The organism is Streptomyces nymphaeiformis (genome assembly GCF_014203895.1).
Taxonomy (GTDB): Bacteria; Actinomycetota; Actinomycetes; order Streptomycetales; family Streptomycetaceae; genus Streptomyces; species Streptomyces nymphaeiformis.
This window is the reverse complement of the sequence record NZ_JACHJY010000008.1, coordinates 353,745-380,232: the sequence shown is the minus strand read 5'-3', so window position 1 is coordinate 380,232 and position 26,488 is coordinate 353,745. Positions and strand designations below refer to the sequence as shown.

20 protein-coding genes, 1 tRNA gene and 2 pseudogenes are annotated in these 26,488 nt (G+C 72.6%); 7 read left to right on the top strand and 16 right to left on the bottom strand.

Annotated elements, in window-relative coordinates; all coding sequences use genetic code 11:
- Positions 1-162: 162 nt before the first annotated feature.
- Positions 163-2,439 (bottom strand): S9 family peptidase, encoded by a 2,277-nt coding sequence (locus GGE06_RS27825; RefSeq protein WP_116157894.1) that lies wholly within the window; start codon positions 2,437-2,439, stop codon positions 163-165.
- A 107-nt stretch (positions 2,440-2,546) separates the two neighbouring features.
- Positions 2,547-3,218: a DUF4097 family beta strand repeat-containing protein gene (locus GGE06_RS27820; RefSeq protein WP_116165214.1), complete on the bottom strand. Its 672-nt coding sequence runs from the start codon at positions 3,216-3,218 to the stop codon at positions 2,547-2,549.
- Between the two features lie 282 nt (positions 3,219-3,500).
- Between GGE06_RS27820 and GGE06_RS27815 the strand changes: the two genes are divergently transcribed.
- Positions 3,501-3,665 carry a hypothetical protein gene (locus GGE06_RS27815; protein ID WP_177181577.1) on the top strand — a complete coding sequence of 55 codons (165 nt, stop codon included), beginning with the start codon at positions 3,501-3,503 and terminating at the stop codon, positions 3,663-3,665.
- Between the two features lie 232 nt (positions 3,666-3,897).
- Here the strand turns inward: GGE06_RS27815 and GGE06_RS42070 are convergent, their stop codons facing one another.
- From GGE06_RS42070 to GGE06_RS42060, 3 genes and pseudogenes are all read right to left on the bottom strand, one after another.
- Complete coding sequence (locus GGE06_RS42070) at positions 3,898-4,635, bottom strand: SAM-dependent methyltransferase (protein ID WP_218138052.1); 738 nt, start codon at positions 4,633-4,635, stop codon at positions 3,898-3,900.
- A gap of 51 nt (positions 4,636-4,686) precedes the next feature.
- A pseudogene (locus GGE06_RS42065) lies at positions 4,687-5,877 on the bottom strand (glycosyltransferase); the annotation flags it as partial.
- A 36-nt stretch (positions 5,878-5,913) separates the two neighbouring features.
- Positions 5,914-7,443, bottom strand: a complete 1,530-nt coding sequence (locus GGE06_RS42060; protein ID WP_220378525.1) for a GNAT family N-acetyltransferase — start codon at positions 7,441-7,443, stop codon at positions 5,914-5,916.
- 80 nt (positions 7,444-7,523) lie between these two features.
- Between GGE06_RS42060 and GGE06_RS27795 the strand changes: the two genes are divergently transcribed.
- The 3 genes and pseudogenes from GGE06_RS27795 to GGE06_RS43830 all read left to right on the top strand — a co-directional run bounded on the left by GGE06_RS27795 (position 7,524) and on the right by GGE06_RS43830 (position 11,812).
- A complete protein-coding gene (locus GGE06_RS27795; RefSeq protein WP_116157895.1) occupies positions 7,524-10,478 on the top strand; it encodes an AfsR/SARP family transcriptional regulator in 2,955 nt (984 codons plus the stop codon).
- A 239-nt stretch (positions 10,479-10,717) separates the two neighbouring features.
- Positions 10,718-11,170, top strand: a pseudogene (locus GGE06_RS43835) (IS5 family transposase); the annotation flags it as partial.
- A 201-nt stretch (positions 11,171-11,371) separates the two neighbouring features.
- Positions 11,372-11,812: a tyrosine-type recombinase/integrase gene (locus GGE06_RS43830; protein ID WP_312883341.1), complete on the top strand. Its 441-nt coding sequence runs from the start codon at positions 11,372-11,374 to the stop codon at positions 11,810-11,812.
- Positions 11,813-11,844: 32 nt separating this feature from the next.
- On the opposite strand, the gene GGE06_RS27785 is transcribed toward GGE06_RS43830, so the two are convergent.
- Positions 11,845-11,918 (bottom strand) — tRNA-Pro (locus GGE06_RS27785).
- A gap of 574 nt (positions 11,919-12,492) precedes the next feature.
- On the opposite strand from GGE06_RS27785, the gene GGE06_RS27780 reads away from it, so the two are divergent.
- Positions 12,493-13,701 (top strand): acyl-CoA dehydrogenase family protein, encoded by a 1,209-nt coding sequence (locus tag GGE06_RS27780; protein WP_116157896.1) that lies wholly within the window; start codon positions 12,493-12,495, stop codon positions 13,699-13,701.
- Between the two features lie 78 nt (positions 13,702-13,779).
- On the opposite strand, the gene GGE06_RS27775 is transcribed toward GGE06_RS27780, so the two are convergent.
- The 10 genes from GGE06_RS27775 to GGE06_RS27730 all read right to left on the bottom strand — a co-directional run bounded on the left by GGE06_RS27775 (position 13,780) and on the right by GGE06_RS27730 (position 24,146).
- On the bottom strand, positions 13,780-14,349 hold the full coding sequence (locus GGE06_RS27775) for a GAF domain-containing protein (RefSeq protein WP_116157897.1): 570 nt from the start codon (positions 14,347-14,349) through the stop codon (positions 13,780-13,782).
- Positions 14,346-14,969: a GTP-binding protein gene (locus tag GGE06_RS27770; RefSeq protein ID WP_116157898.1), complete on the bottom strand. Its 624-nt coding sequence runs from the start codon at positions 14,967-14,969 to the stop codon at positions 14,346-14,348. The genes GGE06_RS27775 and GGE06_RS27770 overlap by 4 nt, the downstream gene beginning before the upstream one ends.
- On the bottom strand, positions 14,947-15,318 hold the full coding sequence (locus GGE06_RS27765; protein WP_116157899.1) for a DUF742 domain-containing protein: 372 nt from the start codon (positions 15,316-15,318) through the stop codon (positions 14,947-14,949). The genes GGE06_RS27770 and GGE06_RS27765 overlap by 23 nt, the downstream gene beginning before the upstream one ends.
- A 2-nt stretch (positions 15,319-15,320) precedes the next feature.
- On the bottom strand, positions 15,321-15,755 hold the full coding sequence (locus GGE06_RS27760; RefSeq protein ID WP_116157900.1) for a roadblock/LC7 domain-containing protein: 435 nt from the start codon (positions 15,753-15,755) through the stop codon (positions 15,321-15,323).
- A 6-nt stretch (positions 15,756-15,761) separates the two neighbouring features.
- Positions 15,762-17,780, bottom strand: a complete 2,019-nt coding sequence (locus GGE06_RS27755; protein ID WP_116157901.1) for an ATP-binding protein — start codon at positions 17,778-17,780, stop codon at positions 15,762-15,764.
- 545 nt (positions 17,781-18,325) lie between these two features.
- Positions 18,326-20,149 carry a serine/threonine-protein kinase gene (locus GGE06_RS27750; RefSeq protein ID WP_312883325.1) on the bottom strand — a complete coding sequence of 608 codons (1,824 nt, stop codon included), beginning with the start codon at positions 20,147-20,149 and terminating at the stop codon, positions 18,326-18,328.
- Positions 20,150-20,401: 252 nt separating this feature from the next.
- Entirely contained in the window at positions 20,402-21,601 is a 1,200-nt protein-coding gene (locus GGE06_RS27745) for an MBL fold metallo-hydrolase (protein ID WP_116157902.1), read from the bottom strand.
- Between the two features lie 265 nt (positions 21,602-21,866).
- Positions 21,867-22,637 carry an SIMPL domain-containing protein gene (locus tag GGE06_RS27740; RefSeq protein ID WP_116157903.1) on the bottom strand — a complete coding sequence of 257 codons (771 nt, stop codon included), beginning with the start codon at positions 22,635-22,637 and terminating at the stop codon, positions 21,867-21,869.
- Between the two features lie 140 nt (positions 22,638-22,777).
- Positions 22,778-23,794 carry a DUF6745 domain-containing protein gene (locus GGE06_RS27735; RefSeq protein WP_181924444.1) on the bottom strand — a complete coding sequence of 339 codons (1,017 nt, stop codon included), beginning with the start codon at positions 23,792-23,794 and terminating at the stop codon, positions 22,778-22,780.
- 25 nt (positions 23,795-23,819) lie between these two features.
- Positions 23,820-24,146 (bottom strand): DUF8820 family protein, encoded by a 327-nt coding sequence (locus tag GGE06_RS27730; RefSeq protein WP_116157904.1) that lies wholly within the window; start codon positions 24,144-24,146, stop codon positions 23,820-23,822.
- Between the two features lie 166 nt (positions 24,147-24,312).
- Between GGE06_RS27730 and GGE06_RS27725 the strand changes: the two genes are divergently transcribed.
- Complete coding sequence (locus GGE06_RS27725) at positions 24,313-25,272, top strand: STM4015 family protein (RefSeq protein WP_116157905.1); 960 nt, start codon at positions 24,313-24,315, stop codon at positions 25,270-25,272.
- Positions 25,269-26,480 carry an STM4014 family protein gene (locus tag GGE06_RS27720; RefSeq protein WP_116157906.1) on the top strand — a complete coding sequence of 404 codons (1,212 nt, stop codon included), beginning with the start codon at positions 25,269-25,271 and terminating at the stop codon, positions 26,478-26,480. The genes GGE06_RS27725 and GGE06_RS27720 overlap by 4 nt, the downstream gene beginning before the upstream one ends.
- Positions 26,481-26,488: the final 8 nt, after the last annotated feature.

Below are 26,488 nucleotides of genomic sequence, written 5' to 3'. Positions count from 1 at the left end.
GGGCATGGCGCGCCCACCTCGCCTGCGATCCCCACCCGGGGCAGGGATCGCAGGACGGGAATCCCGTCGCCTGAATGACCGTGAGGCATGAGCGAACTCATCGGCCCATCCGGAACGATCCGGGTCACATGAGCCTGCGGGCTGCTCGTCCGCCTGTCCGGCTCAGGCGAACAGCTCGGCCAGCATCTCGGGGCCGATGGCGATGGGGGCGGGGCGGTAGGCGGGAGGCTGCGTGCCCATCAGCTCGCGCACCAGGAAGTCCCAGCAGCGTGTGCGGACGTAGGCCAGGTGGTCGATGAACGTGTGCTCGGCCCCGGGCACGATGAGCAGTTCGAAGTCCTTGCCCGCGGCGATGAGGCGGTCGGCCAGGCGCAGTGTGTGGTCCGGGTGGACCTGGTCGTCCATTTCGCCGTGGATCAGGAGCAGTTTGCCCGCCAGACGGTCGGCGAGGTCCACGTTGGAGGTGCGGGCCCAGGCCTCGGAGTTGTCCGTGCCGTCGTAGGTCTCCACGAAGCCGGCGTTGAAGTGCCGGGCCTCGTGCGAGCCGGAGAGGGCGGCTCCGGCCTTGTACGTCTCGGGGAAGTCCAGCATCGCGCGGGCCGCGGCGAAGCCGCCTCCGGAGTGGCCGAGCACGCCCACGCGGTCCAGGTCCATCCACGGCCGGGACTCGGCCAGCTGCCGCAGGGCCGCGACGTGGTCGGCCAGCCCGCCCGCGTCGGCCAGGTGGCCGTAGGAGGTGTCATGGAAGGCCTTGTCCCGGCCCGGGGTGCCGCGTCCGTCCAGTGCCACCACCACGAAGCCCAGCGCCGCGAGGGGTTCGGCGTCGAGGCCCATGCCGCCGGGGTCGAAGCAGGGGGCGACCCGGTTGACCTGCGGGCCCGGGTAGACGTTGTCCACCACGGGGTAGCGGTGGGCGGGGTCGAACGCCCGCGGCCGGTACAGCACCCCGTAGAGGTCCGTCACCCCGTCGGCCGCCTTGACGCGGAACCGTTCCGGCGCGGTCCAGCCGGTGGCGGTGAGCTTGCCGATGTCTGCGCGCTCCAGTTCCACAAGGACCCGGCCGGTCCAGTCGCGGACCGTCGTCACCGGCGGGGTGTCGACGGTGGACGCGGAGTCGATGAAGTACTGCGGGTGGACGGTGACGGTGTGGTCCCGGTCGTCGTCCGTGAGCCGGGCGAAGCCGGAGCCGTCCAGGGCGACGCGGCAGACCGTACGCCGGTAGGGGTCCTCGTCGACCTGCCCGGAGGCGGTGAAGTACACGACCCGCTCGGCCTCGTCGACGCGCAGGATCTGCCGTACCGCCCACGGCCCGGAGGTGACCTGCCCGAGCAGCGCGCCGGTGTGCAGGTCGTATCGGTACAGGTGGCCCCAGCCGTCCCGCTGGGAGTACCACAGCACCTCGGCGGCGTCGGCGAGGACCCGCACGATCGGGGGCTCGTACCCGAACTGGTTGGGCTCCACGCGGGTGTCCCCGGTCTCGCTGAGCACGGTGGTGACCTCGCCGGTGACCGCGTCCAGGCGGTACAGGGTGAGCGTGCGCAGGTCGCGGGGCCGACCGAGGTAGTACACCGCCGAGCTGTCCTCCGCCCACCAGGCCCACTTGGTCATGATGGGCGACAGCTGAGGCATGAGGAGCGGATCGGCCTGCGCGCGGACCACCGTGCCCGCGGCGACGTCCAGTACGACCAGTTCGGCCAGCGGTACGTGCTCGTCCCCGGGGTAGGCGTACCGCTGGGTGTGCAGCGCCGGGGCCCCGCCGTCGGCAGGCCTGGCCTCCACCAGGTGGGTCCGCCGGACGTCGCGCTCGTCGGTGCGGTGTGCCAGCACCTTCGTCGAGTCAAGCGACCAGGCCACCGCGGGCGGCATGTACGGCAGGCCGATCTTGCGCAGCAGGGTGCCGTTCGCCGTGCAGTCCGGGCCGGTGCCGTACTGGTAGCCGGGCACGCCGTCGGTGGTCAGCGCCCATTCGCGGCCGTCGGACAACGAGCGCGCCCAGAGGTCTTCCCCTCGCCGGGAAACCGCGGTCTTCCCGTCGGGTGACGGCACTTCGAGGGGATTGCCCGGCGGCGTGAACTCGGCCCGCTCGCAGGTGTAGTCGTCCAGGTCGCAGCGCCACCACTCGCCGAACGCGTCGAACTCAACAGTGTTCGAGGCCAGTTGTATCGCCGTGGTCGGCAGGAATTCGGGGTCGGCCTGCTGCCCGGAGGCTGCGGCCAGCGCGGCGGCGAGCCGGGCGTGGTCGAAGGCCGGCTCACGGGTGCCGGCCGCCGGGTCGACCAGCACGAACCGCTTGCCGACGCCGTTGCTCACCGCGTACCAGAAGCGGGTGTCTCCGTCGATCCACTGCGGCCTGATCCTGTCGCCGACGACGAGCTCACCGGGTCGGGCGGGCCGGCGCAGGAGCTGCTCCGCGGCCTGGTAGTTCTGAGTGGTGCTCATTTCTTCGGTCCTTCTTCGGTGTCGGTTTCGGGCATGGTGGCGCCACGGTGGCGCCTTCACGGCAGGGCCGTCGGCTGCAGCGGGGTGCCCCTTCGGGGCTGCGTGGGTCAGAGGCTGCGGGCGGTGATGTCGCCGTAGGAGGTGGTCGCGTGGAGCTTCAGGCTCGCGGCGTCGCCTTCGGTGTTGTTGAGCGAGTTGTGGATCCGGCCGTAGGAGGTGCCTGCGGCCAGGGAGGCGTTGACCCCGCGGGCGGCGCCGACGGAGATCTCGCCGTGCTCGGTGGTCAGGGTGACCGTGCCGGTCATGGCCTCGGCGATGTGGATGTCGCCCTTCTGGGTGCTGATGTGGGCGGGGCCGCCCAGGCGGCCGACCGAGACGTCGCCGTCGAGAAGGGCGAGGCGGGCGCTCGCGGTCTCGTCGAGCTTGACCGTGCCCTGTGCGCCCTCGAAGGCGACGTCGCCGAGCCGTCCGACGCCCTGGAACTCGCCGCTGGCCGTCTTCGCCTCGATGCGGGAGTCGGCGGGCAGCTGGACGACGACCTGGACGAATCCGGAGTTGCCGAGGATCTGGCTCTTCGGCGCGGGGACCGCGATCCGCAGGACGCCGTTGCCGTATTCGACCGTGGTCTGCTCCGCCGCCTGCACGTCGCGGCCCTTCGAGGCATCCGCGGGCAGGACCTCGACCGTGGTGTCGGCCCGGTCGGCGGCGATGAACCGGATGCTTCCCGCGGGGATGTCCAGGACGGCGGCGATCGGGGCGGGGGTGGCGAACTTCTGCATGACGCTCTCCTTGAGCTCGTTGTTTCCGATGAGGGAAAAGCTACGTTGCATTCATAGATTCCTCAACACGATCACCGCAAGAAACCATCGTTTACGCAGGTTGGTTGGGGGAAATCATTGCAGTGACTCTCGAAATTAACGCAACGACAGCCGCTTACTCGTTGCAATGAATTGGGGGTGAACGCTCAGGGATGCGAAGCGGCTGCACGTCAGGGTCCGGCGACCGTGGCGAACTGGTCCTGCGCACGAGCGGCTTCCCCCGCGACCGGAAGGTTGATCGGTATGCCCCCAGTACGCGGCGATCAGTCGGCCGCCGAGCAGCGGGCCGCCCGCCGTGCCCCCCACGCGGCGATCGTCTTGGGACTCTCGCCCTCGTCGAAGGAGGCGGACCCCTTCGACTACCGGCGTTCGAAGGCGCCGGCCGGCGGCACCCATTCGGCGAGCTGAACCACGACACCGTTGGGATCGGTGAGACGGAACAGCCGTTCACCCCAGGGCTCCGTCACGCACTCGACTCCGGCCGGCGAGTGACGCCCGATCAGGCGGGGCGCGTACCTTGCCGGTAGGCGATGCCGTGACCGCCGCCGAGGTCGAGCTCCGGCAGCACGGTCCCGTGGGTGTCGCGGCCAGACACTCACGATCCCCCGCACAGCGAACTGACCCGCCAAAAGACGACTTCTTAATCGGATGTCCGGCGCAGGACCAGGCAGACGAAGCCGAAGCTGTCCCGGTACCCGTGCAGCCAGTCGGAACGCGCGGCAGTGGCCGTCTCCAGTGCCTGGGCGCCGGCCGGATCGTCCTGGTGGTCCAGGGCCCATGAGGCGAGCGATCCCCAGCAGGCCCACTCGTACGCGTCCCGCTCCCCGCGTGTGCTGACGTGACCGTGGACGGGGGTCCACCCGTCGGCGACGACGCTGTCCACCGTGGTGGCCAGATCGGCGAGGTCGCCGAACATCTCGAGGGCCGCCGGCGACGGGGTGCGCTCCCAGAAGGACTCGCCGATCAGGACGCGGCCTCCGGGAGCCAGGTGCTTGCGGGCCGCCGCGAGGGTGGGGAGAAGACCGCCGAAGGCGTGCGTGGCGCCGACGCTGATCACCAGGTCGTACGGCTGGGGGGGGCTGAAGTCCGCGGCTTCCTGCCGGTGGAGGACCAGGCGCTCGTCCACCCCGAGCCTGCCTGCTGATCGGCGGGCCTGCGTCAAGGCGACTTCGGAGACGTCGACGCCCTCGGCATGGAGCTGCGGGCGGGTGGCCAGGGCGCGCAGCAACCACTCCGCTGTGCCGCATCCGAGGTCGAGGACGCGCTCGTCGCCTCGCGGGAGGGCGTGTTCGAGCAGTCGGCTGACCGAGTCGTCGTCGAGCGGAGACTTGATCGGGTGGTGGGTGTGGGCGATCGCGGAGATCTGTTCGCGGCTCAGTGGAGGCGCCGGCTTCGTGTCGAGGAGCAGGTCTGCGGCCGCCACTGTCCCGTCGAGGAGCAGGTCCGCGGCGACCGCCGTCCCGTCGGTGCGGATCGTGGCGGCGACGGCCTTCGCCCGTGCTTGCGTCTCGGGGGTCAGGGCGGTCCTGAGTGCGGCGGACAGGGTCTCGAAGGTCGGGGTGGGGCCGTCGTGTGCCGCGCCGATGCCCAGCTCGGCCACCCGGGCGGCCCAATGCGGCTGGTCCACGAACTGGGGCACCACCACCTGGGGTGCACCGGCTCGGGCTGCGGTGGTCGTGGTGCCCGCCCCGCCGTGGTGGACGACTGCCGCGACCCGACGGAATAGGGTCTGGTGGCTGACGTCGCCCACGGCGAAGCAGTCGTCCGAGGCGTCCACGAGGTCCAGGTCCGCCCAGCCGCGGGAGACGAGCACACGGCGGCCCTGCGCGCGGGCCGCCTCGACGGCTGTCCGGGCGATGTCGGTGGCGGCCTTCATGGGCATGCTGCCGAAGCCGACGTACACCGGTGGGGTGCCGGCGTCCAGGAACGCCTCCAGATCGGCGGGCAGGGGGCGGTCGTCGGGCAGGATCCACGCGCCGGTCTGCACGAGGTCGAGGTTCGTCAGCTGCTCCCACGGGCCCAGGACCGGGTCCGCCGCCAGCAACGGCCGGTCGGTGAAGACGTGGTCGCGGACGTTGTCCACTGGGGCGAGGCCGATCGCCTCGCGGTGGGCGTTGAGCGGCTCGCGGTAGAGGGCGTTGACCTTCTGGGCGTCCAGGTCCCACAGGGCCTGGTTGTCGGTCATGTCGTCCGGCGCGGGCGGGCCGGGCCGCGGCGGCGGCGGGTAGTGCGCGGAGGGCAGGTCGAACGGATGGAACCCTGCGTACACGTAGCGGATGCCCAGCTTCTCGGCCACCGAACGGGCGCCGGCCGGCATCAGTCCGCTCGCCACGAGCACGTCGCAGCCCTCGGCCGCCTTGCCGACCGTCTCGAAGTGCGCGGCGACCAGCTCGGCCGCGAACCCGGAGACGTCCGATGGCGGCGCCCCCGTGACCAGCTCGCGCACGTCGCGCCCGAAGGGCACCAGTTCCGCGCCGACTCCCGCAAGCAGTTCAGCGAACTCGTCGTCCGGCGGGGCGCAGACGCGTACCTCCGCGCCGCGTTTCCGCAGCTGCGCCGCAAGTCCCGCGAGCGGCGCAATGTCGCCGCGCGATCCGTACGCCATCAACAGCACACGCATGGGCGTGATTTCTCTTTTCTCTGAGATGTGGGGTGTTCAGGTGGTGGGCAGGTCGAGTTGGTACTCGTGGGTGCTGCGGTGGAAGCGGAAGCCCAACTGCCGGTTGACGGCGAGCATATGGGTGTTGTCCTGGGCGTTGTCGGTCTCGATCTCCACGATTCCGGGGTGCTCGACGCGGAGCCTGCGCAGCATCTCCGCCTTGACCCACAGTCCGAGCCCGTGGCCGCGATGCGCGGGTACCACGACGGTGTCGTACTGCAGGGCCCGGTGGGTCTCCCCGGCCCGGATGACGATCTCGGTGTACCCGGCCATCTCGCCCTTGCCGAGCACAGCCGTCGTGAGCAGGACGTCACCGCGATCGGCGAGCACTTCGGCCATGGCCCGGACGCGGTCGGCGGTCCAGGTCTGGCTGCCGTAGTCCATGTCGCCCATGGGCATGTCGTTCATCGCGTTCTTGGCGGCGGCGAACGCCTCGGCCAGGGCGTCGGGTACGGTGCCGGTCCAGCTCGCCAGTTCGTAGCCGGGGTGCTCGGCGTCGGCCGCGGCATCGTCCGCCTGCGCGACGTCGAGCAGCAGGTGGTCCAGTGCCAGCACCCGCCGGAAGCCGCGTGCGGCGCAGAAGGCGTCACCTGGCCCGTTGCCGCCTACGGCCGCGATGAGGCTGCGGCGCTGCTCGGCCTGTGCCGCCGCCACGGCCGTGGCGAGCAGGCGCGAGCCGACGCCCGAGCGCCGCCGGTCGGGAGCGACGTGCAGCTCCAGCTGGGACAGGTGGCTTTGACCGGGCGAGGTGAACAAGCGCAGCGCGGCCACGCCGACCACCGCACCGTCGCTCGCGGTGGCCTGCCAGAGCAGTCGGCGGTTGTCCCGCCCGGGGACGGTGAGCTGGGCGTGGATCTGGTCGAGCGTGGGGCGGGGTTCTTCCGGAAGATCGTGGGCCAGCGAAGCCGACACGACTGTGTGCCAGGCGGCGGCTGCTTCAGGAGAGACGTGGGTGAGCGGGGCGATGCTGATCATGTGGGGATCCTCGGTGTGGCGCACGAGCGGCCAGTCGATGTCGATACGGGCCGTCGTGGCGAGGTAGTTGGTGAAGACGTTGAGGGCGACATGGGCGACGACCTCGACGATCTGCCCGTCGGACAGGCCGGCGCGCCGGGCTGCGGCCAGCTGCTCGTTCGGGACGGCGCCGCGGTCGCGGACCATCGTCGCGGCCAGACCCAGGACGGCGGCGGCCCAGGGGTCGTCGGACGCGCCGCGGCGGGCGCGGGTGGTCTCGGCCGCACTCAGCCCGGCCGTCCTGGTCCCGCGGAACGCGTGCACGGACAGGCAGTAGTCGGACCGGTTCTCCTGCGCCACCAGCAGCGCGATGCGTTCGCGCAGGGAGGCCGGCAGGGCGCCCGCCGTACTCAGGGCGGTGAGGGCGCCCACGTACCCCTTCAGCACGGCGGGGCTGTTGGCCATCACCCTGGCCAGGTTGGGGATGACCCCGAGAGCCTGGTGCGTGGCCGTGAACAGGGCCGCGGCCTCGCCGGTCGCGGTCTCCGGTTCGACGGTGTGGAGTGCTGTCATGCGGATAACCCTGCCGGTTGATCTTGATACATTCCCGATGCTTCTTCTATGCACGCGCTGGTGACCCCGGGAGTAACGGCATGCGGTTCTCGATCCTCGGACCGGTGGAGGCCGTGGCTCCCGGATCCGATGCGCCCGCCTTGGCGCCCCGTCATCGCGCGGTGCTGGCCTATCTGCTGCTGCATGCGGGAGTGGCGATCAGTACGGATCGTCTGGTCGACGCGATGTGGGGGCCGCTGCCGCCGGATTCCGCCCGCGCGCAGATCCAGACCACGATCGCCGCGATCCGGCGGATGCTGCGTGCTTCGGGAGCCGACGGGATGCTGGCCACCCGGCCTGGCGGATACGTGATCACCCCCGAGCCGGGACAGCTCGACCTGGACGAGTTCACCAGCCTGATCGGCACGGCACCGGCCGCCTCCGACGACCCGGGAGACGCCGCGGACCGGATACGTTCCGGGCTGGCGCTGTGGCGGGGAGAGCCGCTGGCCGACATCACCGCCGACTACGTCCAGGGCGCCCGAGCGCGTCTCAACGGACAACTGCTCACCGCCGTCGAGCGCCTGGCCGAGCTGGAGCTGGCCCGGGGCCGGCACGAGGCCCTCATCGACGAGCTCTCCGTCCACGCGGCGGCGCACCCCCTGCGGGAGCGGCTGTGCTGTCAGCTGATGCTCGCGCTGCACCGCGCCGGGCGCCAGACCGACGCGTTGGAGGTGGCACGTACCTTCCGAGCGACCCTGGCCGAGCAGCAGGGACTGGACCCCGGCCACGCGTTCGGCAAGCTCGAACAGGACATCCTGCGGGACGCTCCCGATCTACGGCCGCCGGTCGCCGCGCCCCCGGCGAGGCCACAGGGGGTCAACTTCCTTCCGTACGACGTCCCGGACTTCACCGGGCGGGAGGGCGAGCTGGACGGGCTGATCCGCCTGTGGTCAGGCGACAACGGCGCTGTCGTGACGATTTCGGCGATCGACGGGATGGCTGGTGTCGGCAAGACGACCCTCGCGGTCCACGCGGGGCACCGCCTGGCGGACCGCTTCCCGGACGGGCAGCTCTTCGTCGACCTGCAGGCGCACACCGCCGGCCAGGCGCCGCTCGACGCCGGTGCCGCGCTCGAAGTCCTCCTCGGTCAACTCGGCGTGCCCGCAGCCCACATACCCGCGTCGGTCGCCGATCGCGCCGCGCTGTGGCGGGCCGAGCTCTCCGGCCGGCGCGTGCTGGCGGTCCTCGACAACGCCCTCGGCGCGGAGCAGGTACGCCCGTTGCTGCCCGGGGCCTCCCGCGCGCTCGTCCTGATCACCAGCCGCCGACGGCTGACCGACCTGGACGGGGCGCACGCCCTGTCCTTGGACGTGCTGCCTGCCGCGGACGCCATGGAGTTGTTTGCGTCGATCGTCGGCGAGCGAGCGGCCGCCGAACCGCTGGCCGTCCTCGATGTCCTGCAGTTGTGCGGGTTCCTGCCGCTGGCCGTCCGCATCGCCGCCGCCCGCCTGCACCATCGCCCCCGCTGGACCGTCGCCTACCTGGCCGGGCGGCTCCGCGACCAGCGCCGCAGACTCGCGGAGCTGGCCACCTCGGAGCGCGGAGTGGCGGCGGCGTTCACGCTGTCCTACCAGCAGCTGAGCGCGGATCAGCAGCGCATGTTCCGGCTCCTGGGGCTCCAGCCGGGCCGTGACATCGTCCCTGAGGCGGCCGCCGCGCTGGCCGACGTCTCCCTCGATGAGGCCGAGATACTCCTGGAAGACCTCCTGGACGCCCATGTCCTGGCCCAGCACCAGCTCGGCCGCTACACCTTCCACGACCTTCTGCGCGAGCACGCCCTCGCCACCGCGGCCGAACAGGAATCCCCCGACACCCGGCGCGAGGCCCTCGGCCGGGTGTTCCACCACTATCTCCACACCGCGAGCACGGCCATCGACCACCTCTACCCCGAGGGCAGGAACCGCAGGCCCCGCATCCCCGCGCCGGACAGCCCGGTCGCCAGTCCCCCGCAGGACGAGGCCGAGGCGATCACCTGGCTGGACAGCGAACGCGCGAACCTCATGGCAACCGCCCCGTACGCGGCCGAACACGACTGGCCCCTGCACACCAGCCAACTGGCCGCCACCTTGCACCGCTACCTGCTGGGCCACGCCCACCAGGCCGAGGCGTTGGCCCTCCACGGCTTGGCCCTCCAGGCCGGCCGCCGCAGCGGCGACACGGCTGCCGAAGCGCGCACCCTCATCGATCTCGGCGAGGTGCACTACTGGTGGCACGGCGACCACGAGCAGGCGGCCGAGCACTACCGCCAGGCCCTGGACCTCGCGCACGAGACCGGCGACCAGGGCGCCGCGGCCCGGGCCCTGCAGGGCCTCAGCACCGTCGCCCGGCGGCGGCGCGCGTACGACGAGGCTCACGACCACTGCACGCAGTCCCTCGTGCTCTTCCGCGAGCTCGGCGACCGCGCCGGCGAGGCCAGGTGCCTGACCGACCTCGGCCTCCTCCACGAACGCCGAGGACAGTACGAGGACGCCCACGAGCACCATCGGCAAGCGCTGCATGCCTACCGCGATGCGGGTTCCCGCATCGGCGAGACCATCGTCCTGAACAACCTCGGGCTCCTGTGCCAACAGCAGGGCCGCTACGAGGAGGCCCGGCGCCATCACAGCGATGCCCTGGAGCTGAGCCGCAGGTTCGACTTCCCCGGAGACGAGGCCGAGTCGCTCAACGCCCTCGCGGAGGCCGCCCGCTCCCTGGGCAACCTGGCCCAGGCCGCGGTCGAACACGACACCGCGCTGGCCCTCGCCCGCGAGTCCGGCTACCGGCCCGAGCAGGCCCGAGCCCACGACGGCCTGGCGCACATCCACCGCGACCTGGGGCACATCGCCCTCGCCCACGACCACGCCCGACACGCCCTCGACCTGTACACCGCCCTCGCCGTCCCCGAGGCCGAGGAGATCCGCACCTTCCTCACCGAGCTACCGCCGACCGAGGGCTGTCCCGGCGGCATGGGCGGCGGCGGTCACGGCGCGACGGGCTCCATCCAGACGTCCTGACCGGGGTCCCGGCCCTCGGCCACGGGCCTCGGGCGACGGGAGGCCGCTGCGGACCAGCCGCAGCAGCGTGCCCTTCCGGCTCCGCCGCGACCGGGCCGACCAAGGCCGGGTCGCGGGAGTGAACTGGCGTCCGCCCGCAGAGCCGGGCCAGACTTTCCGGACACGCCCCCGGGGACGCCGCCTAGGCCGTGGTTTGAAAGTGCCTGGATTCCCTCGTCTTGCGCCGTGATGATCTCGGTGTGGGGCGAGGTGATCTTTCAGACGAGCAATGGTCGGTGCTGGAGCCGTTGTTGCCGGTTGCGGTGCTGGGCAGACCGTCGGTTGGCCGGAGGAGGCTGATCAACGGGATCCGGTGGCGGGTGCGGATCGGTGCTCCGTGGAGGGATCTGCCGTCGGAGTACGGGCCGTGGCAGACCGTCTATGAACTCTTCCGCCGCTGGCAGCGCGACGGCACGTGGCCTGCGCTGCTGACCGGGCTGCAGGCCCGGGCGGACGCGGCCGGGCTGATCACGTGGGAGGTCAACGTGGACTCCACGATCTGCCGGGCCCACCAACATGCCGCAGGTGCCCGCCGCGACGGACACGCTCAGAACGAGCCGCCGGGCGGCATCCATGTCGAGCCCGACGACCACGGCCTGGGCCAGTCCCGCGGCGGCTTCACCACGAAGATCCACCTGGCCTGCGAGCAAGGCCAGCGGCCGCTGTCCCTGCTGGTCACCGCAGGACAGCGTGGTGATAGCCTTCGAGCAGAGGCTGGGTCGCCATCTCGCCCCGCGTCGCCACCGCCCTCCGCCGCCGGGCACGCTCGGCACCCCGAACCCGCGGGGACCCCAACGACCCATTCGCCGGGCTGGTCTTCTGCCGACCCGACGGCCGCCCGCTCGGATCGCCTCGTGCTCGACCGACTCCACCAGCTGTCCGAGGAAGCCGGCGTCCCCCGAGTCACCGTCCACGACCTGCGACACCTCGCCGCCACCATCACCATCACCGCCGGCGTCCCCCTCACCGTGGTCTCCAAGACGCTGCGGCACTCCACCCTGTCGACCACCGCAAACCTCTACAGCCACCTCACCCAACAAGCCGCGCACCAGGCCGTCGACACCATCGACCACACCCTCACCACGGCCGCACATGCCGCCGACCGCCCGCCCCGATCAACATGGCTGCGACCACCACGCGACCACATCCACCGCCTCCGCGAAGCCCTCCACCAACTCCGCTCCCCCGCACCACCCGCCACCAGCACCACGGCGAACCAGCCCCGGCCCGGACGTGCGACCACACTGCGACCACCACGTCCCCGGACGCACGAAAGGCCGTCCTCCCATGGATGAGAGAACGGCCTCCGACCTGCGTTTCCGCACAGTCGGGACGACAGGATTTGAACCTGCGACCCCTTGACCCCCAGTCAAGTGCGCTACCAAGCTGCGCCACGTCCCGATGCCCGTCTGACCTGGGGTTTCCCCTGGCCGAGCGCGCACGAGAACAATACCGCACTTTCCCCGGTGGTCACGCACACGTTTCCTGGCGCCCCCGATACGGGCCCGGCGCGCCAGGTGTGGAGCGCTCACTCTCCGTGACGCGCCCCCGCGCACCCTCCTGCGCCCGCGCGCCCGCCCCGGCGGGGTGGGAGCGGGTGTCGGCCGGGGTCGCGTGGGCGGGAAGAGAGGAGGGGGAGCTTCCGGGATACCTCCCTTCTCGGGAGGAAGGAGCCGATATAGGGATATCAGGCGTTTCATCGCCGCACATCAGCAAAACCATCCACACTGGCGCGTGGCAGAAAATCGACCCTGCGGACAGGGCTCCTGACCTGGTCGAGAACGCCTAGACCACGCGAAACACAGTCAGACTCGATCGTCAACCGCTCCGGTTTCGGACAAACTCCGTGGCGATATTGATCGGTTCCGGAAAGATCAACACCATGAATGGGTCGGCCTGTTCGGGACGGGACCACTGCCGATGCTCCACCTGCTCGGAAACTCGCCGGGCAGGCGATTCGCAGGTGAGGACTCGGATGGACAGCTACTTCAGCAGCCGACGGCATCATGAGCTCAGGGCGACGGTCCGCGAGTTCGCAGAGCGTGAGGTCCGGCCCCGGATAGCCGAGATGGAGGCGTCCCGGACCGTCCACCACGAGCTGTCCCGCAAGATCGCCGAGCAGGGCTGGCTGGGTGCGACTATCAGCCAGGAGTACGGCGGCATGGGCGCCGGCCATCTGGCCAAGACGATCATCATCGAGGAGCTCTCCCGGGTCAGCGGCGCCATGGGCGCCATGGTCCAGGCCTCCCAGCTGGGCACCGCCAAGATCGTCCACTTCGGCAGCGACGAGCAGCGCAAGACCTGGCTCCCGGAGATCGCCGCCGGCGCGTGCCTGCCGACCATCGCGGTCACCGAGTACGAGTCCGGCGGCCACGTCCTCGGCATGGAGGCGAGCGCGGTCCGGGACGGCGACGACTACGTCCTCAACGGCCAGAAGGTCTACGTCGGCAACAGCCACGTCGGCGATCTGCACGGTGTCGTGGTCAGGACCGGCCCCGGTTCGAAGGGGCTCACCGCCTTCCTGGTCGAAGCCGATCGCCCGGGCTTCCGGACCGGTCCGCAGCAGCCCGCGATGGGTCTGCACGGCTTCAGCTTCGGCGAGCTGATCTTCGAGAACTGCCGGGTGCCGGCCGCGAACCGGCTCGGCGACGAGGGCGACGGCCTCGCCGTCGCGTACTCCTCCAGCGTGCTGTACGGACGGGCCAACCTCACCGCCGTCTCCCTCGGCATCCACCAGGCGATCCTGGAGGAGACCACGCGCTTCGCCTCCGAGCGCATCCGCTACGGAAAGCCGCTCCACGACCTGCCCACGGTGAAGCTGAAGCTGGGGCAGATGCAGTCCCGGCTGATGACCGCCCGGCTGGCCGCGTACCACGCCGTGCACCTGCTCGACCAGGGCCTCTCCTGCGACACCGAGCTGATGAACGCCAAGCTCGTCAACGTCGAGTCGGCGATCGACTCCGGCCGCAACGCCATGGAGATCCACGCCGCCGCCGGCCTCTACACGGACCGGGCCATCGAGCGGTACCTCCGGGACGCGCACCACATCTTCGCCCCCGCCGGCACCTCCGACATCCAGCTCCTGCGGCTGGCCGAGGTCGCCCTCGGCCAGGACAAGGGCAGCTGGTCGGAGCGGCTGTCCGAGCTGGTCCGCACCCGGGACCTCGAGCCGGTGCACGCCTGATCCCCACCCCCACGGGCCGGGAGCCCCGGTACGGCCGCTGCCGTACCGGGGCTCCCGGCCGTCGTCGGACGGTGACGGTCAGAACACGCCGTCCTCGCGGCGGTGGATCTGCTCCATGAGCTCCGCCGCCATCGCCTTGATCGTCTCCAGGCCGGCACGGCCCCACGGCCGTACGTCGGTGTCGACCACGCAGATGGTGCCGAGCGCGACGCCGGTACGGTCGATCAGCGGCGCCCCCATGTAGGAGCGGATGCCGATCTCGTCCACGACCGGGTTCCCCGCGAAGCGCGGGTAGTCGCAGACGTCCTCCAGGACGAGCGCCTTGCGCCGCACCACGACGTGCGGGCAGTAGCCGTGGTCGCGCGCCATGAACCGGCCGACGCCGCCGCCCGCGGCGGCCGCGCCCAGGTCGCTGCCGGAGTGGGTGCCCTCGGGGGTGTGCAGCCCCGCGAAGAACTGCCGGTTCTCGTCGATGAAGTTCACCATCGAGAACGGGGCGCCGGTCACCTCGGCGAGCCGGTGGGCGAAGTCGTCGAACGCCGGGTCCGGTCGCTCCCCGAGACCGAGTTCGCGCAGCCGCTGCACGCGGGCGGGCGCGTCCTTGTCGATGGGGGTCAGCAGGAGGTGACCGGTCGGGTCGTAGGTCATGGCGTGGCTCCGTAGCTCGGCACGGTGTCCGGGATGGTGGTGAGCAGATGCTGGACGAGGGTCAGCAGGGTGCGGATGCCGGAGCTGGAGATCCGGGCGTCGCAGGTGACGACCGGCACCTCCGGCTTGAGGTCGAGGGCGGCCCGTACCTCGTCGGGTTCGTAACGGTAGGCGCCGTCGAACTCGTTGACCGCCACGATGAACTGGATCCCCCGCCGCTCGAAGAAGTCCACGGCGGAGAAGCACTCCTGGAGCCTGCGGGTGTCCGCCAGGACGACCGCTCCGAGCGCACCCTCGGAGAGCTCGTCCCACATGAACCAGAAGCGCTCCTGGCCCGGCGTGCCGAAGAGGTACAGGACGTGGCGGGCGTCGAGCGTGATGCGCCCGAAGTCCATGGCGACGGTGGTCGTGGTCTTCGACTCCACGCCCTCCAGGCTGTCGGTGGCCGCGCTGACCGAGGTGAGCAGTTCCTCGGTGCTCAGCGGTTCGATCTCGCTGACCGCGCCCACGAGGGTCGTCTTGCCGACGCCGAATCCGCCCGCCACCAGGATCTTGAGCGCGGTGGGGAAGGGGTCGGCCGCGAAACTGTCGTGGCGCTCAGAGCCGTTGTCGTAGGCCATCGAGCACTGCCTCCAGCAAGGAACGGTCGGTTGGGTTGGCGTGGAAGCGGGGCGCCCGGGCGGTGATCGCCCCGCAGTCCACGAGGTCGGAGAGCAGGACCTTGGTGACGACGGCCGGCAGCCGTAAGTGCGCCGCGATCTCGGCCACCGAGGTGGGCCCGTCGCACAGCCCGAGGGCCAGGCTGTGCTCGGGACCCATGTGCGCCTGCGGAGACGAGCCGGTCGCCATCACCAGGGACAGCAGGTCCAGGGCGGTGGTCGGCTTGGTCCGGCCGCCGCTCACGGTGTACGGGCGGATCAGCCGCCCGGCCGCGTCGTCGAGCCAGGGTCCTTCCTGATGGGACGTCACGTCTACTGCCCGCGCCCGCCCACCGCGCCCGCGGCCTGGCGGGCGGGGGTGACCAGGTACGGCCGGACGCTCTTGACGAGCATCGCCATCTCGTAGCCGAGGACGGCGGCGTCCGCCTCGCGCCCGGCGAGGACGGCCAGGCACGTGCCGGAGCCGGCGGTGGAGACGAACAGGAGGGTGGAGTCGAGCTCCACGACCACCTGGCGGACCTCACCGCCGTCACCGAACCGGGCGCCCGCGCTGCGGCCGAGCGAGTAGAGCCCGGAGGCGAGGGCCGCCATGTGGTCGGCGGCGTCGGGGTCGAGACCGTGGACGGATTTCACGAGGCCGTCGGAGGAGAGCAGGACGGCGTTGCGGGTGTAGGGGACCCGCTGGACCAGCCCACTGAGCAGCCAGTCGAGATCCGAGGAATGGCCGGTCGGCGCATTGCTCGCCATGGTGATCTACTCCTTGTGCGCGTCGCCAAGACGCAGCGATTCGTGGGGGGCGGGCTGGGATTCGGCGAGGCCGATACCGCGCTGGAACGCGGCCATCAGACCCGGGTCGTGCAGGGCGTGCTCCTCGGTCTTGCGGGCCACGGGCTCGTCCCGCAGCTGCGGGACGATGTGCTCCTGTGCGCGCCTCTTGGGGAGCAGGGGCCTGCCGTCGTCCTCGGCACGGGGGGCCGGGGGGAGCGGCGAGAGCAGGTGGTCCGGCGGGCCCGCGTGGCCGGCGCCGGACGACTGGGCCGGTATCGCGGGGGCGGAACCGGTGTCCCCGTATCCGCTCGTCCCCTCGTTCGTACGGAGGTAGGGGTGCGAGCCGGGCACGGAGGCCTCCTCGTGACGGGCGGCGGCCCGCTCGGGGGAGGGCGAGGGCACGGACTGCGGTACGGGAGCGGCGGCGGCCGCTCCGCTCATGACGGCCGGCGCGGGCGCCTGCGCGTGGCCGGAGCCGTGGCCCGTGCCGTGCACCGGGGCCTGGCCCGTACCGTGAGCGGCCGTCTGACCCGTGCCGTGCGCCGCTGCCTGGCCGGCGGCCTGCGCCGCGACGGGGGCGGGCGCCTGACCGGGCACGGAGGCCGGAGCCGGGGTGGGCGTGTGGCTCGGGGCCGGGGCCGTCGCCGGGGCGGCGACCTCCGGCACGGCCTGCGGCTGCATCTGCACCTGGCCGGGCGGGATCGCCGCGGAGCCGGCGGTCGCGGCGGTCTGGCGCTCGTGCTGCGCGAGGCCCTCGGGGTCGGAGCCGAGGAGGCCCTGCGGGAGGACGAGGACGGCCTGGACACCGCCGTAGATGTTGGACTGGAGGCGCACGGCGATGCCGTGCCGGCGGGCGAGCGCCGAGACGACGAAGAGTCCGATGCGGCCGTCCTGGAGCAGGTGCGCGACGTTGACCTGGTCGGGGTCGGCGAGCAGGGCGTTCATCTTGTTCTGCTCGGTGACGGGCATGCCGAGGCCCCGGTCCTCGACCTCGATCGCGAGGCCGGCCGTGACGTACTGGGCGCGCAGCAGCACGGTGGTGTGCGGCGCGGAGAACAGCGTCGCGTTCTCGACGAGTTCGGCGAGGAGGTGGATGACGTCGGCCACGGCATGGCCCCGGAGCGTACCGTCGATCGGGGGTACGAGCTTCACGCGCGGGTACTGCTCGACCTCGGCGATGGAGGAGCGCAGCACCTCGGTCATGGTGACCGGGTTCGACCACTGGCGGCGGGAGATGGCGCCACCGAGCACGGCGAGGTTCTCGGCATGGCGGCGGATGCGGGTGGCCAGGTGGTCGACGTGGAACAGGCCCTTGAGCAGCTCCGGGTCCTCGACCTCGTTCTCCAGCTCGTCGAGGAGCTGGATCTCGCGGTGGACCAGGGACTGCAGGCGCCGGGCGAGGTTGACGAAGACCTCGACCTTCTGTTCGTTTCCGACGCTGCTGGAGAGCCGGGACGCCTGTACGACGGCGGCCACGGCGGCCTCGTGAGAGCGCGTCAACTCGTGTGAGAGCAGGTCGAATTCGTCGCCGGACACGGGGGTGGCCGGCTGCTCGGGGCGGGGCGGGGGGCCCTCTCCCCTGCGCAGCTGCTCGACGACCACCCGGAGTTCGCTCTGGCCGCGGGCGCTGGTGCGGCGCAGGGAGTTGCAGCGGTCGAGGACGGCCTTGGCGGCCCGGTCCGCGCCGAGCGCGGCGGCCGTCACGGAGGCGACGGTCAGGGCGGCGGCGCCGGTGAGCGCGGCCCAGAGGCCGGCACTCGGGTTGGCTCCCGTGGAGCGGATGGTGAAGATGACGGCCGCCGCGCCGCCGAGGGCCACCGCGACGGCGGGAAGCACGGAGGTACGCAGGAGTTGGGGGCGTATGCGGGCTTCGGCGGGAAGCGGTGCGGAGGTCTGCGCCGGGGGGTTGCTGTGGGTACCGGTGGCGGAGCGGGCGCCTGGCCGGCCGTGCCGCCCGCCCTCGCGTCGGTCGGACCGCGAGGCGGGTGCGCGAAGTTGAGACATGAGTGTCCTTGGTACGTGCCCAGGAATCGGCGTACTGCGGGGGTGTTCTGCAGGGGGTCTACGGGGGAGGTGTTCTACAGACGTTCGATGAGCCTACCGATGATCATCAGCCACACACTGTAGTCGTCAACCGTTCATGTGCGGTGCGCAGTTGACAAACTTACCCGTAGACCGGGCCGGTCTGGTATCACCCCCAGGACGACTGGCCGAGAATGATCGGCCAAAAGTCGCCGGCAGGCCCTGGCGGGGTCTCCGGCGAGCGGGAACGGAAGGGGGCGGAGGCGCCCCCACACCCCCGCAATCTGCGGAAATCGCCCCCTACCGGAATCCCCCGGAGAAGCCACGGCTCCCCGCACGCGCCGCCCCCTCGGCGGGCTGAGCGATCTCCGCCGACCTCCGCCCCGGCGTCTCCGCCGGACGCCCCTACCGTCACACGGGCCCCGGGATCCACGACGGCCCCGGGAGCCGGACCGGGGCGCTCGGTGACGGTCGGTGAGAGCGGAGGCTCGCCGGCCATCTGCGGGGCGCCCGCCGCGCGTTGCGGTTCAGCCCTGACAGCGGGCGAGCGTGCCGCTGTCCAGGGTGGACTTGTCGCCGAAGATCCAGCCTTCGGTTTCCGTTCCCGCGATGCGGGCGTAGATCCACTTGTGGGCCTCGGCGTTGGTGACGTAGCAGTGGTAGTAGACCTTCGTGCCGGAGGCGATCGCGGTCACGTAGGAGCACTTCGCGTACGGCCCGGTGTAGAGGTGGGTGTTCTGGGCCGCGCGGCCGTAGCCGTCGCTGCGGTTCTGGTGGGCCCAGCCGGTGCACGTCGTCGACACCGGGGTGGGCTCCTTCACCGTGGCGCTGGGCGTCGCCTTCGGGGAGGCCGACGGCTTCCCGGTCGGCTTGTCGCCTCCCGCGCCGGGCGCCGACGTGGGACTCGCCGTCCGGTCCTCGTCCTTCTTCGAGGGGGTGCCGGACGGCGTCTCGCCGGGGGTGCCGGCCAGCTCGCCGGGGGCGCTGGAGGTCAGGTCCCCCGGGGAGGTCGGGCCGTCGGTCGTCGGGCCCGCGCCGGGCACGCCGTGGTCGGTGGAGGTGCTCGGCGCGGGGAGCGCCGTGTTCGGCGTACCGCCCTCGCCGTCGCGCACGTTCATCAGCGCGTAGGCGACTCCGCCGCAGGTGAGCGCGGTGGCGGCGGCCACCGCGACGATGGTGCGGGTGCGGCGGCGGGCCCGGACCGCCGTGGCGCGGGTCTCGGAACGGCTGTCCTGGCCGGCGGGCGTGCCGGGCACCATGCCCGGCTGCGGGGCCGCGAACGCGCCGGCCGGCATGGTGGAGGCCATGGGCTGGACCGGCGGCGCGGAAGCCATGGGCGGGGCCGGCTGCGCGGAGGCCGTCGGCTGGGCCGGCGGTGCGGTGAAGGCGGGGCCGAAGCCCGGCTGGGCGAGGGGCTGGGAGGGCGGCGCGGCGACGGCGGGGCCGAAGCCGAACGGAGTGGCGGGCGGGGGCGTCGGTGCGGCCGGGAGGTCCACCGCCCTGCCGCCGGCGACCGCCTCCAGCATCTCGCGCGCCTGCGCGGCGTCGGGCCGCTGCATCGGGTCCTTGGCCATCAGCGCCCGCAGCACCGGGGTGAGCGGTCCGGCGCGGCGGGGCTCCGGCAGCGGTTCGCCGACGATCGCCGCCAGCGTGGACCACACCGACGTGCGCCGGAAGGGAAAAGCGCCCTCCACGGCCGCGTACAGCGTCATGCCGAGCGCCCAGATGTCGGATGCGGCGCCCGGGACCTGGCCCTGTGCGCGCTCCGGCGGCAGATAGTCGAGGGAGCCGACGATCTGACCGCTCTGGGTCAGCTTGGCCAGGGCCTCGTCGCCCGAGGTGTCCATGCTGGCGATGCCGAAGTCGGTGAGCACGACCCGGCCTCCGCGCTCGAGGAGTACGTTTCCGGGCTTGACGTCCCGGTGCAGGACCCCGGCCCGGTGTGCCGCGTCGAGCGCGTCCATCAGCCTGGCGCCGATCGCGGCCGCTTCGCGCGGGTCCAGCGAGCCGCGCTCCGTCAGCATGTCGTCGAGGGAGGGCCCGTCGACCAGCTCCATGACGATGACCGGCAGTCCCCGCTCCTCGACCACGTCGTGGACGGTGACCACGCCGCTGTGCCGGATACGGGCGGCGGCCTGCGCCTCCCGCTGCATCCGGACCCGCAGATCGGCCAGTTCGGCCGGGGAGGCGTCCGTGTAGGCCCGGAGGACCTTGACGGCGACCTCGCGGTTCAGCAGCTGGTCCACCGCACGGGCGACCACGCCCATGCCACCGCGGCCGATCGTCGCGGTCACGCGGTACCGCCCGCCCAGAACCTCGCCGACCAGATCCGCGCCGTTCGCCCCCGTCACCTGTCACATCCCGTTCGTCGCTGTGCTCGAAATCCGCCACGTGGCGGGCACCAGGTTAGGGGGTTCGCGTGTGTGCGAGTGCACATGGGCCAGGCCTCGGCGCCGGGGCCGAGCCGCCAACAGCCCTGATCAGCAAGACATCTCACCCGAGATCAGGACACACGCGCCTTTGCCGCATCCCAAAACGCAGCGGCCCCGCCGCGTGGGCGGGGCCGTGTGGACGGCTCGTGAGCCGTCGGCGCAGGACCGACGTCACCGCTCGCCCGCGAGGTCGAGGTCGTCGCTGTGCGTCTCCGCCGCGACCTCGACGCTCCGGGGGCGGCGCCACGGGCGCGCGATCGGATGGGACACCGCCTGCCACCACGCCTCCCCGGGCAGCTTCCCCCCGGGCTCGAAGGGCTCGCCCGGCCGGGGGAACGCCACCGCCTGGCCGGCCTCCTCGGCCGCGTCCTTCGTCCACTCCCCCGGCTCCGCCCACGGGTGCGGGGCGAGGTTGAAGGTGCCCCAGTGGATCGGCAGCAGGACGCCGGCGGGACCACCGCCCTGGAGGTCCAGATGCGAGCGCATCCCCTCGGCGGGGGTCATGTGGATGTCCGTCCAGAACTCCGAGTAGGCGCCGATCTGGATCATGGTGGCGTCGAAGGGGCCGTGGGCGGCGCCGATGTCCTTGAAGCCGGAGAAGTAGCCCGTGTCGCCGCTGTGGAAGATCCGGTGGGCGGGCCCCCGCACCACCCAGGACGCCCAGAGCGTGTGCTGCGTGTTCCGCAGGCCCCGGCCGCAGAAGTGCCGGGCCGGGGTCGCCGTCAGCCGCAGCTCGCCGACCTCGGTGGACTCGTTCCAGTCCAGCTCGCGCAGGCGGGACGCGGACACGCCCCAGTGCTCCAGGTGCGCGCCGACGCCGAGCGGCACCGCGAAGACCGTGTCGGTGCCGGCGAGCGCCTTGATCGTCGGCAGGTCGAGGTGGTCGTAGTGGTCGTGCGAGATCACGACCACGTCGACCGGGCCGAGCGCGGCGAGCGGTACGGGCACCGGGTGGAGGCGCTTGGGTCCGGCGAAGGGGAACGGGGAGCAGCGGTCGCCCCAGACCGGGTCGAAGAGGACCCGGTGGCCGTCGATCTCCGCGAGGACGCCGGAGTGCCCCATCCAGGTCAGCCGAAGACCGGTGGCCGGGGGTTTGGCCAGGTCGGCGAGGGTGGTGGGATGGACGGGGATCGTGCCGGTGGGGGCTCGGCGCGCGCGTCCCTCCTTCTCGAAGTAGATCTTGGCGAACTCGAGGCTGGACCCGGAGGGGCCGCGTCGCGCCGGTTCGGGGTTCTGGAAGATCCCGTCCGCGAAGTTCGGCGAGCGGCGGATCCGGGCGAGACGCTCGCCCGTGGGGTCCGCGCCGAAGGACTCGGGGCGCAGCGCGCGCAGCCGCGCCCGCGGCGAACGGTCGGAGCCGGTACCGGTCACAGGACCTCCTGATCTCTGGGGGTCGTTCCATTATGGGCGGCCCCCGCCGGAACGGTCCGGGCGGTCGGTCGTCCTGGACGGCCGGGGCCCGGTACCTCCGCCGCCACCGGGCGGGGACGGACGGCACCAGCCCGTGCGCCTGGGCGCACGGGCTGGTGGAGGAACGGCTGCCGGTGAGCACCGGGCACTACCGTGGGTACCGAATCGATCGCAGAACGGAGCCGCCGGCGGGGTCCGGCACCGCAGAGCCCGCGCCCGGCGCCCCTCAGATCAGCTCGTAGACCGCCGAGACCGTGACCTGCTCCTCGATCTCGCCGGGTGCCAGCGGGACGCCCGGTTCGTCCGTGGAGGCCGCGGGGGACGCGCCGGGGCCGGGGCGTACGGACTCGCCCTCGCTCAGCGAGACGAGCCGGCCGAGCCGGTGGCCGCTGAGCTGCGCGTGCTGCGCGGCCTTGTCGTACGCGTCCTTGTACGCGGCCTCGCGGGCCTTCGCGCGCAGCGCCGAGGGGTCGGCGACGTCGAAGACGACGCCGTTGATCCGGCCCGCCTCCCCGCTGGCGTCGTTGACGGCTCCGATGACCTGGCCGGTCCTGTCCAGGTCGCGGACCTTCACGGAGAAGGACTGGCCCGCCTGGTAGCCGGTGACCTTGCTGTCCCCGTCCTTGGTCTGGGTGTAGACGGGGGCGAGCGAGAGGTTGTCGGTGCGGATGTCCCGGTCGGTGATCCCCTGCTTGTGCAGCACGTCGAGCAGCGCCTCGGCCGCGGTGGACTGCACCGCCATCGCCTCCTTCGCCGTCGGGCGGGTGGCCTCGACCCCGGCGGACAGGATGGCCAGGTCGGGCGCGGCGGACGCGCGCCCGTTGCCCGTGACGGTGACCGTGGCCGGCGCGGTCTCCCCGGCGGGGGCGCGGAGGGCGGTCCGCCCGGGCGCGGCGGCCAGGGCGGGGGCCGTGGTGCCGGCGAGGAGGCCGCCGAGTACGGCGGTGGCGGCGAGCAGACGGGCGGTGCGGGCGGCGCTGGGCCGGCGGATCGTCACAGGCGGTCCTCTCTGGGGTGGGGGCCGGGGCTCCGGCGGGCACATCCCAGCACCCTGCGCCGCCGCCTCCCGCGCGCCACTCCTGACCGGCGGCTCCCTTCACCTCTCCGCACCAATCGTGCCCGGTCACGGGCGCGGGCTCAGGTCTGGACGAGGGGCTCGTACGCCTCGGGCCGGAGCCCGAAGGTCCAGGCGACGCCCTCCCGCGCGGTCCGGGTCCGGGGCGGCACCCGCAGCCAGTACGTGCGGTGGGTGCCGTCCGGTTCGGGCGTGGAGTTGACGACCTCGACCATCACGACGTCCTCGTCGTCGGCGAGCTCGATCCGCCACAGGACGCCCGTCTCGTCGCTGTGCTCGTGCCGGGCCCCGGAGGCGGCGAGGTAGCGGTCGTAGCCGTAGTACTCCAGCATCACGCGCCGCAGTTCGGCGTTCTCCTCGTCGCGTATCCGCTCGGGGGTGAGGCCCGTGAGGCCGGCGAGGAACTCGGCGGAGACCGTCATGCCCCGCCAGGCGTGCAGGGCGAACCCGTCACGGTAGGCGAGCGCGGGGCCGTCGCCCCGGTCGAGGCGCCCTGCCTCGTCCCGGTGGAGTTCCAGGGGCCGCTCGCAGATCACGACGGCGTTCTCGTACGGCCACCACCAGCCGGCGTGCTCGGCGACGGTGGCGAGGCCCGCGAGCCGCACGCCGTGTCCGTCGAAGGCGGCGAGCCAGGCGGCGTCGTGCTGGCCGAGCACCGCGTCGAGCAGCAGGAGCCGCACCTCGGCCGCGTCGGCTTCGGCCGCTTCCGTGACCCCGGCCCGTATCCGGTCCGCGAGGTTCCGCGTCAGGTCCCAGAGCCGGGCGCCGGTCGCCTGCCAGTGGTCGGCCCAGCCGGCCGGGCCGAGCACGTCGTGGAGGCGGCGGCGCTCCTCGGCCCACGGCCGGGTGCGCACCTCGTCCCGTACCGAACGGCCCCGGTCCGCCAGGCCCCGTACGAGCGTGACGGCGGCGAGCGGCGAGTCCGCCCAGAGGACGCGCTCCGGCTCGGCGAGGCCCGCCAAGCGGTAGGCGAGCCGGACGCCGACCTCGGCGGCGGCGCGGTCGGCGGGCCCGGTGGCGGCGCCGACGGCCCGCCACCTCTCCGCCGCGGTGATGCGGTCCATCTCGTACTCCCCCATGCCCTTCGCTCCTCTCCGACGGACGTCAGTCCGCGACGATCCGGTACGCGCCGGGCACGTACTCCCGCTGCCTCACCACCCGGTACCAGCCCTTCGGGAGGGGTATCGGCGCGTGCTCCTCGTGCACCACCCGTCCGCCCTCGGGCAGTTCGAGCAGGAGCGGGCCGAAGGGGCCCGGCTCCCGGACGAGCCGGCCGGGTCCGGGGATCGCGTGGGCGTGTCCGGTGACCTCGCCGAGGGCGAGGACTAGACGGCCCCGGCCGTCCCTCGGCTCCCCCGCCGCCTCCTTCGCCCGCTCCGGAACGGCCGACTCCGCGACGGGCACGATCAGCACGTCTCCCTGCCGGTACATGGCTCTCCCCTCCCCGTCCGGCACGTGCTGCCGAACACGAGAACGACGCTAGAGCCCGGCACTGACAATCCGTCCGGGGGCGCCCCGGCGAGGGGCGTTGTCGGTGCCGCTTGGTAGAACTCTCTCCATCAGCCGACCCGTCCCGACCGTTGTCTGGAGCACCGCCATGACCGTTGGCACCTACCTGCAGGAACTCCACGGCCTGCCCGTGTTCGACTTCCCGGACGCGGAGGCGCAGGTCGAGCTGCCGGCGACGGACTCGGTCGCCTGGCGGATCTCCGCCCCGACGTACTCCGATCCCGGTGACGAGCTGTGGGGGCAGCGGTTCGAGCGCTTCCTGAAGACGGTCGACACGGGCCGGGTGCGCGCGCTGGTCGTCGGCGGCTGGGACGAGGCGTACGAGAACTCGTCCGCCGAGATCGTCACCGCGCTGATCGGCGCCAACAACCGGCTCACGGCCCTGGAGGCGGTGTTCCTCGGGGACATGACCGGCGAGGACTGCGAGATCTCCTGGATCATCCAGTCCGACGTGACGCCGCTGCTCTCCGCCTACCCGGCCCTGCGGGAGTTCGGGGTGCGCGGTGGTTCGCAGCTGGCCTTCCCCTCCGTCCGGCACGGCGGTCTGGAGACCCTGGTCGTGCAGACCGGCGGCCTGCCCGCCGAGGTGGTGCGCGGGATCGTGGGCAGCGACCTGCCCGCCCTGCGGAAGCTGGAACTGTGGCTCGGCACCGACGAGTACGGCGGCGACAGCACCCCCGAGGACCTGGCGCCGCTCCTCGCCGGCACGGCGTTCCCCGCCCTGCGCCGCCTGGGCCTGTGCGACAGCGTGATCCAGGACGCCGTGGCCGCCGCCGTCGCGGGCGCGCCCGTCGTCGCCCGCCTGGAGCGGCTCGACCTGTCCATGGGCGTGCTGACCGACGAGGGCGCGGCGGCCCTCCTCGACGGGCAGCCGCTGACCCATCTCACCCACCTCGACCTCTCCCACCACTACCTGTCGGAGGCGATGTCCGAGCGGGTCCGCGCCGCGCTCGTCCCGTACGGCGTGACCGTCGACCTCAGTGACGCGCAGGTGGGCGAGGACGACGGCGACGGGGACGTCTGGCGCTACGTCGCGGTCGCCGAATGACCTCCGACCCGCGCCTCGTGGTCGTCGGCGATCCGGCGGGCCGCCGCGTCGCGTTCTTCCAGGACGCGCTGCGGCTCGCCGGGCTGCCCGAGGCGCGGGCGGTGTCCTGGCCGGACGTGCTCGGGGGCCGGGCGCGGTTCGCCGGGGGCGAGACCGTGCGGCTCGACTCTCCCGGTGAGGATCCGGAGGCCGACCGGCTGCTGCGCGGGGTCGACGATCCGGCCCGGGTCGAGGGCACCGGCCGCTGGTACGGGCGGTTCACCGCCGCCGTGGCCGACCTCGCCCGCTCCGTGGCGGAGGGGGGTGCCGTCCTCGTCGACGATCCCGCCGAGCTGGCGGTCCTGTTCGACAAGAGGCTGAGCCACGGGCGGCTGAGGGCGGCCGGAGTCCCGGTGCCCGAGTCGCCGACCTCGGGTCCCGAGGCCCCGGCGGTGCGCGGCTGGGCGGACGTCAGGGCGCTGACGGCCGGGGCCGGCATGCGCCGGGTGTTCGTGAAGCTCGCGCACGGCTCCTCCGCCTCGGGGGTGCTCGCCCTCGAGACGAACGGCGCGGGCCGGGTCCAGGCCACCACCTCGGTGGAGCGCGGGGCCGACGGGCGGCTCTTCAACTCCCTGCGCGTACGCCGCTATACGAGCGAGCGCGAGGTCGCCGCGATCGTGGACGCCCTCGCCCCCGACGGCCTGCACGTCGAGCGCTGGCTGCCGAAGGCCACGCAGGACGGCCGGGCGGCCGATCTGCGGGTGGTGGTGATCGACGGGCGGGCCACGCACGCCGTGCTCCGCACCAGCCGCTCCCCCATGACCAATCTGCACCTGGGCGGCGCCCGGGGCGATCTCGACGCGGCGAGGGCGGCGATCGCCGCGGCCGGCGGGCGGTGGGCGGACGCGCTCGCGGTGTGCGAGCGGGCCGCCGCCGCCTTCCCGGGCACCCGGTGCGTGGGCGTCGACCTGCTGCCCGCGAGCGGCTGGCGCCGCTTCGCCGTGGGCGAGGTGAACGCCTTCGGCGATCTGCTGCCCGGTCTCACGGGCCTGCCCGGCAGTGGTGCCGAGGGGCTCGACACGTACGCGGCCCAGGTCGCGGCGCAGTTCCCGCACCCCCACGAAACCGGCGCCACGGGAACAAGCACCACAGGAACCAGTGCCGCACGAGCCAGCACCACACCAACCAGCACCACAGAACCAAGCACCACAGGAACGAGCACCCCGTGAGCCAGCCC

Excerpts from the sequence above, each read along its gene's own strand:
- GGE06_RS27825 (WP_116157894.1), bottom strand. The coding sequence starts at position 2,439 with ATGAGCACCACTCAGAACTACCAGGCCGCGGAGCAGCTCCTGCGCCGG.
- GGE06_RS27820 (WP_116165214.1), bottom strand. The coding sequence starts at position 3,218 with ATGCAGAAGTTCGCCACCCCCGCCCCGATCGCCGCCGTCCTGGACATC.
- GGE06_RS27815 (WP_177181577.1), top strand. The coding sequence starts at position 3,501 with ATGCCCCCAGTACGCGGCGATCAGTCGGCCGCCGAGCAGCGGGCCGCC.
- GGE06_RS42060 (WP_220378525.1), bottom strand. The coding sequence starts at position 7,443 with ATGACAGCACTCCACACCGTCGAACCGGAGACCGCGACCGGCGAGGCC.
- GGE06_RS27795 (WP_116157895.1), top strand. The coding sequence starts at position 7,524 with ATGCGGTTCTCGATCCTCGGACCGGTGGAGGCCGTGGCTCCCGGATCC.
- GGE06_RS27780 (WP_116157896.1), top strand. The coding sequence starts at position 12,493 with ATGGACAGCTACTTCAGCAGCCGACGGCATCATGAGCTCAGGGCGACG.
- GGE06_RS27775 (WP_116157897.1), bottom strand. The coding sequence starts at position 14,349 with ATGACCTACGACCCGACCGGTCACCTCCTGCTGACCCCCATCGACAAG.
- GGE06_RS27770 (WP_116157898.1), bottom strand. The coding sequence starts at position 14,969 with ATGGCCTACGACAACGGCTCTGAGCGCCACGACAGTTTCGCGGCCGAC.
- GGE06_RS27760 (WP_116157900.1), bottom strand. The coding sequence starts at position 15,755 with ATGGCGAGCAATGCGCCGACCGGCCATTCCTCGGATCTCGACTGGCTG.
- GGE06_RS27755 (WP_116157901.1), bottom strand. The coding sequence starts at position 17,780 with ATGTCTCAACTTCGCGCACCCGCCTCGCGGTCCGACCGACGCGAGGGC.
- GGE06_RS27735 (WP_181924444.1), bottom strand. The coding sequence starts at position 23,794 with ATGGGGGAGTACGAGATGGACCGCATCACCGCGGCGGAGAGGTGGCGG.
- GGE06_RS27730 (WP_116157904.1), bottom strand. The coding sequence starts at position 24,146 with ATGTACCGGCAGGGAGACGTGCTGATCGTGCCCGTCGCGGAGTCGGCC.
- GGE06_RS27725 (WP_116157905.1), top strand. The coding sequence starts at position 24,313 with ATGACCGTTGGCACCTACCTGCAGGAACTCCACGGCCTGCCCGTGTTC.
- GGE06_RS27720 (WP_116157906.1), top strand. The coding sequence starts at position 25,269 with ATGACCTCCGACCCGCGCCTCGTGGTCGTCGGCGATCCGGCGGGCCGC.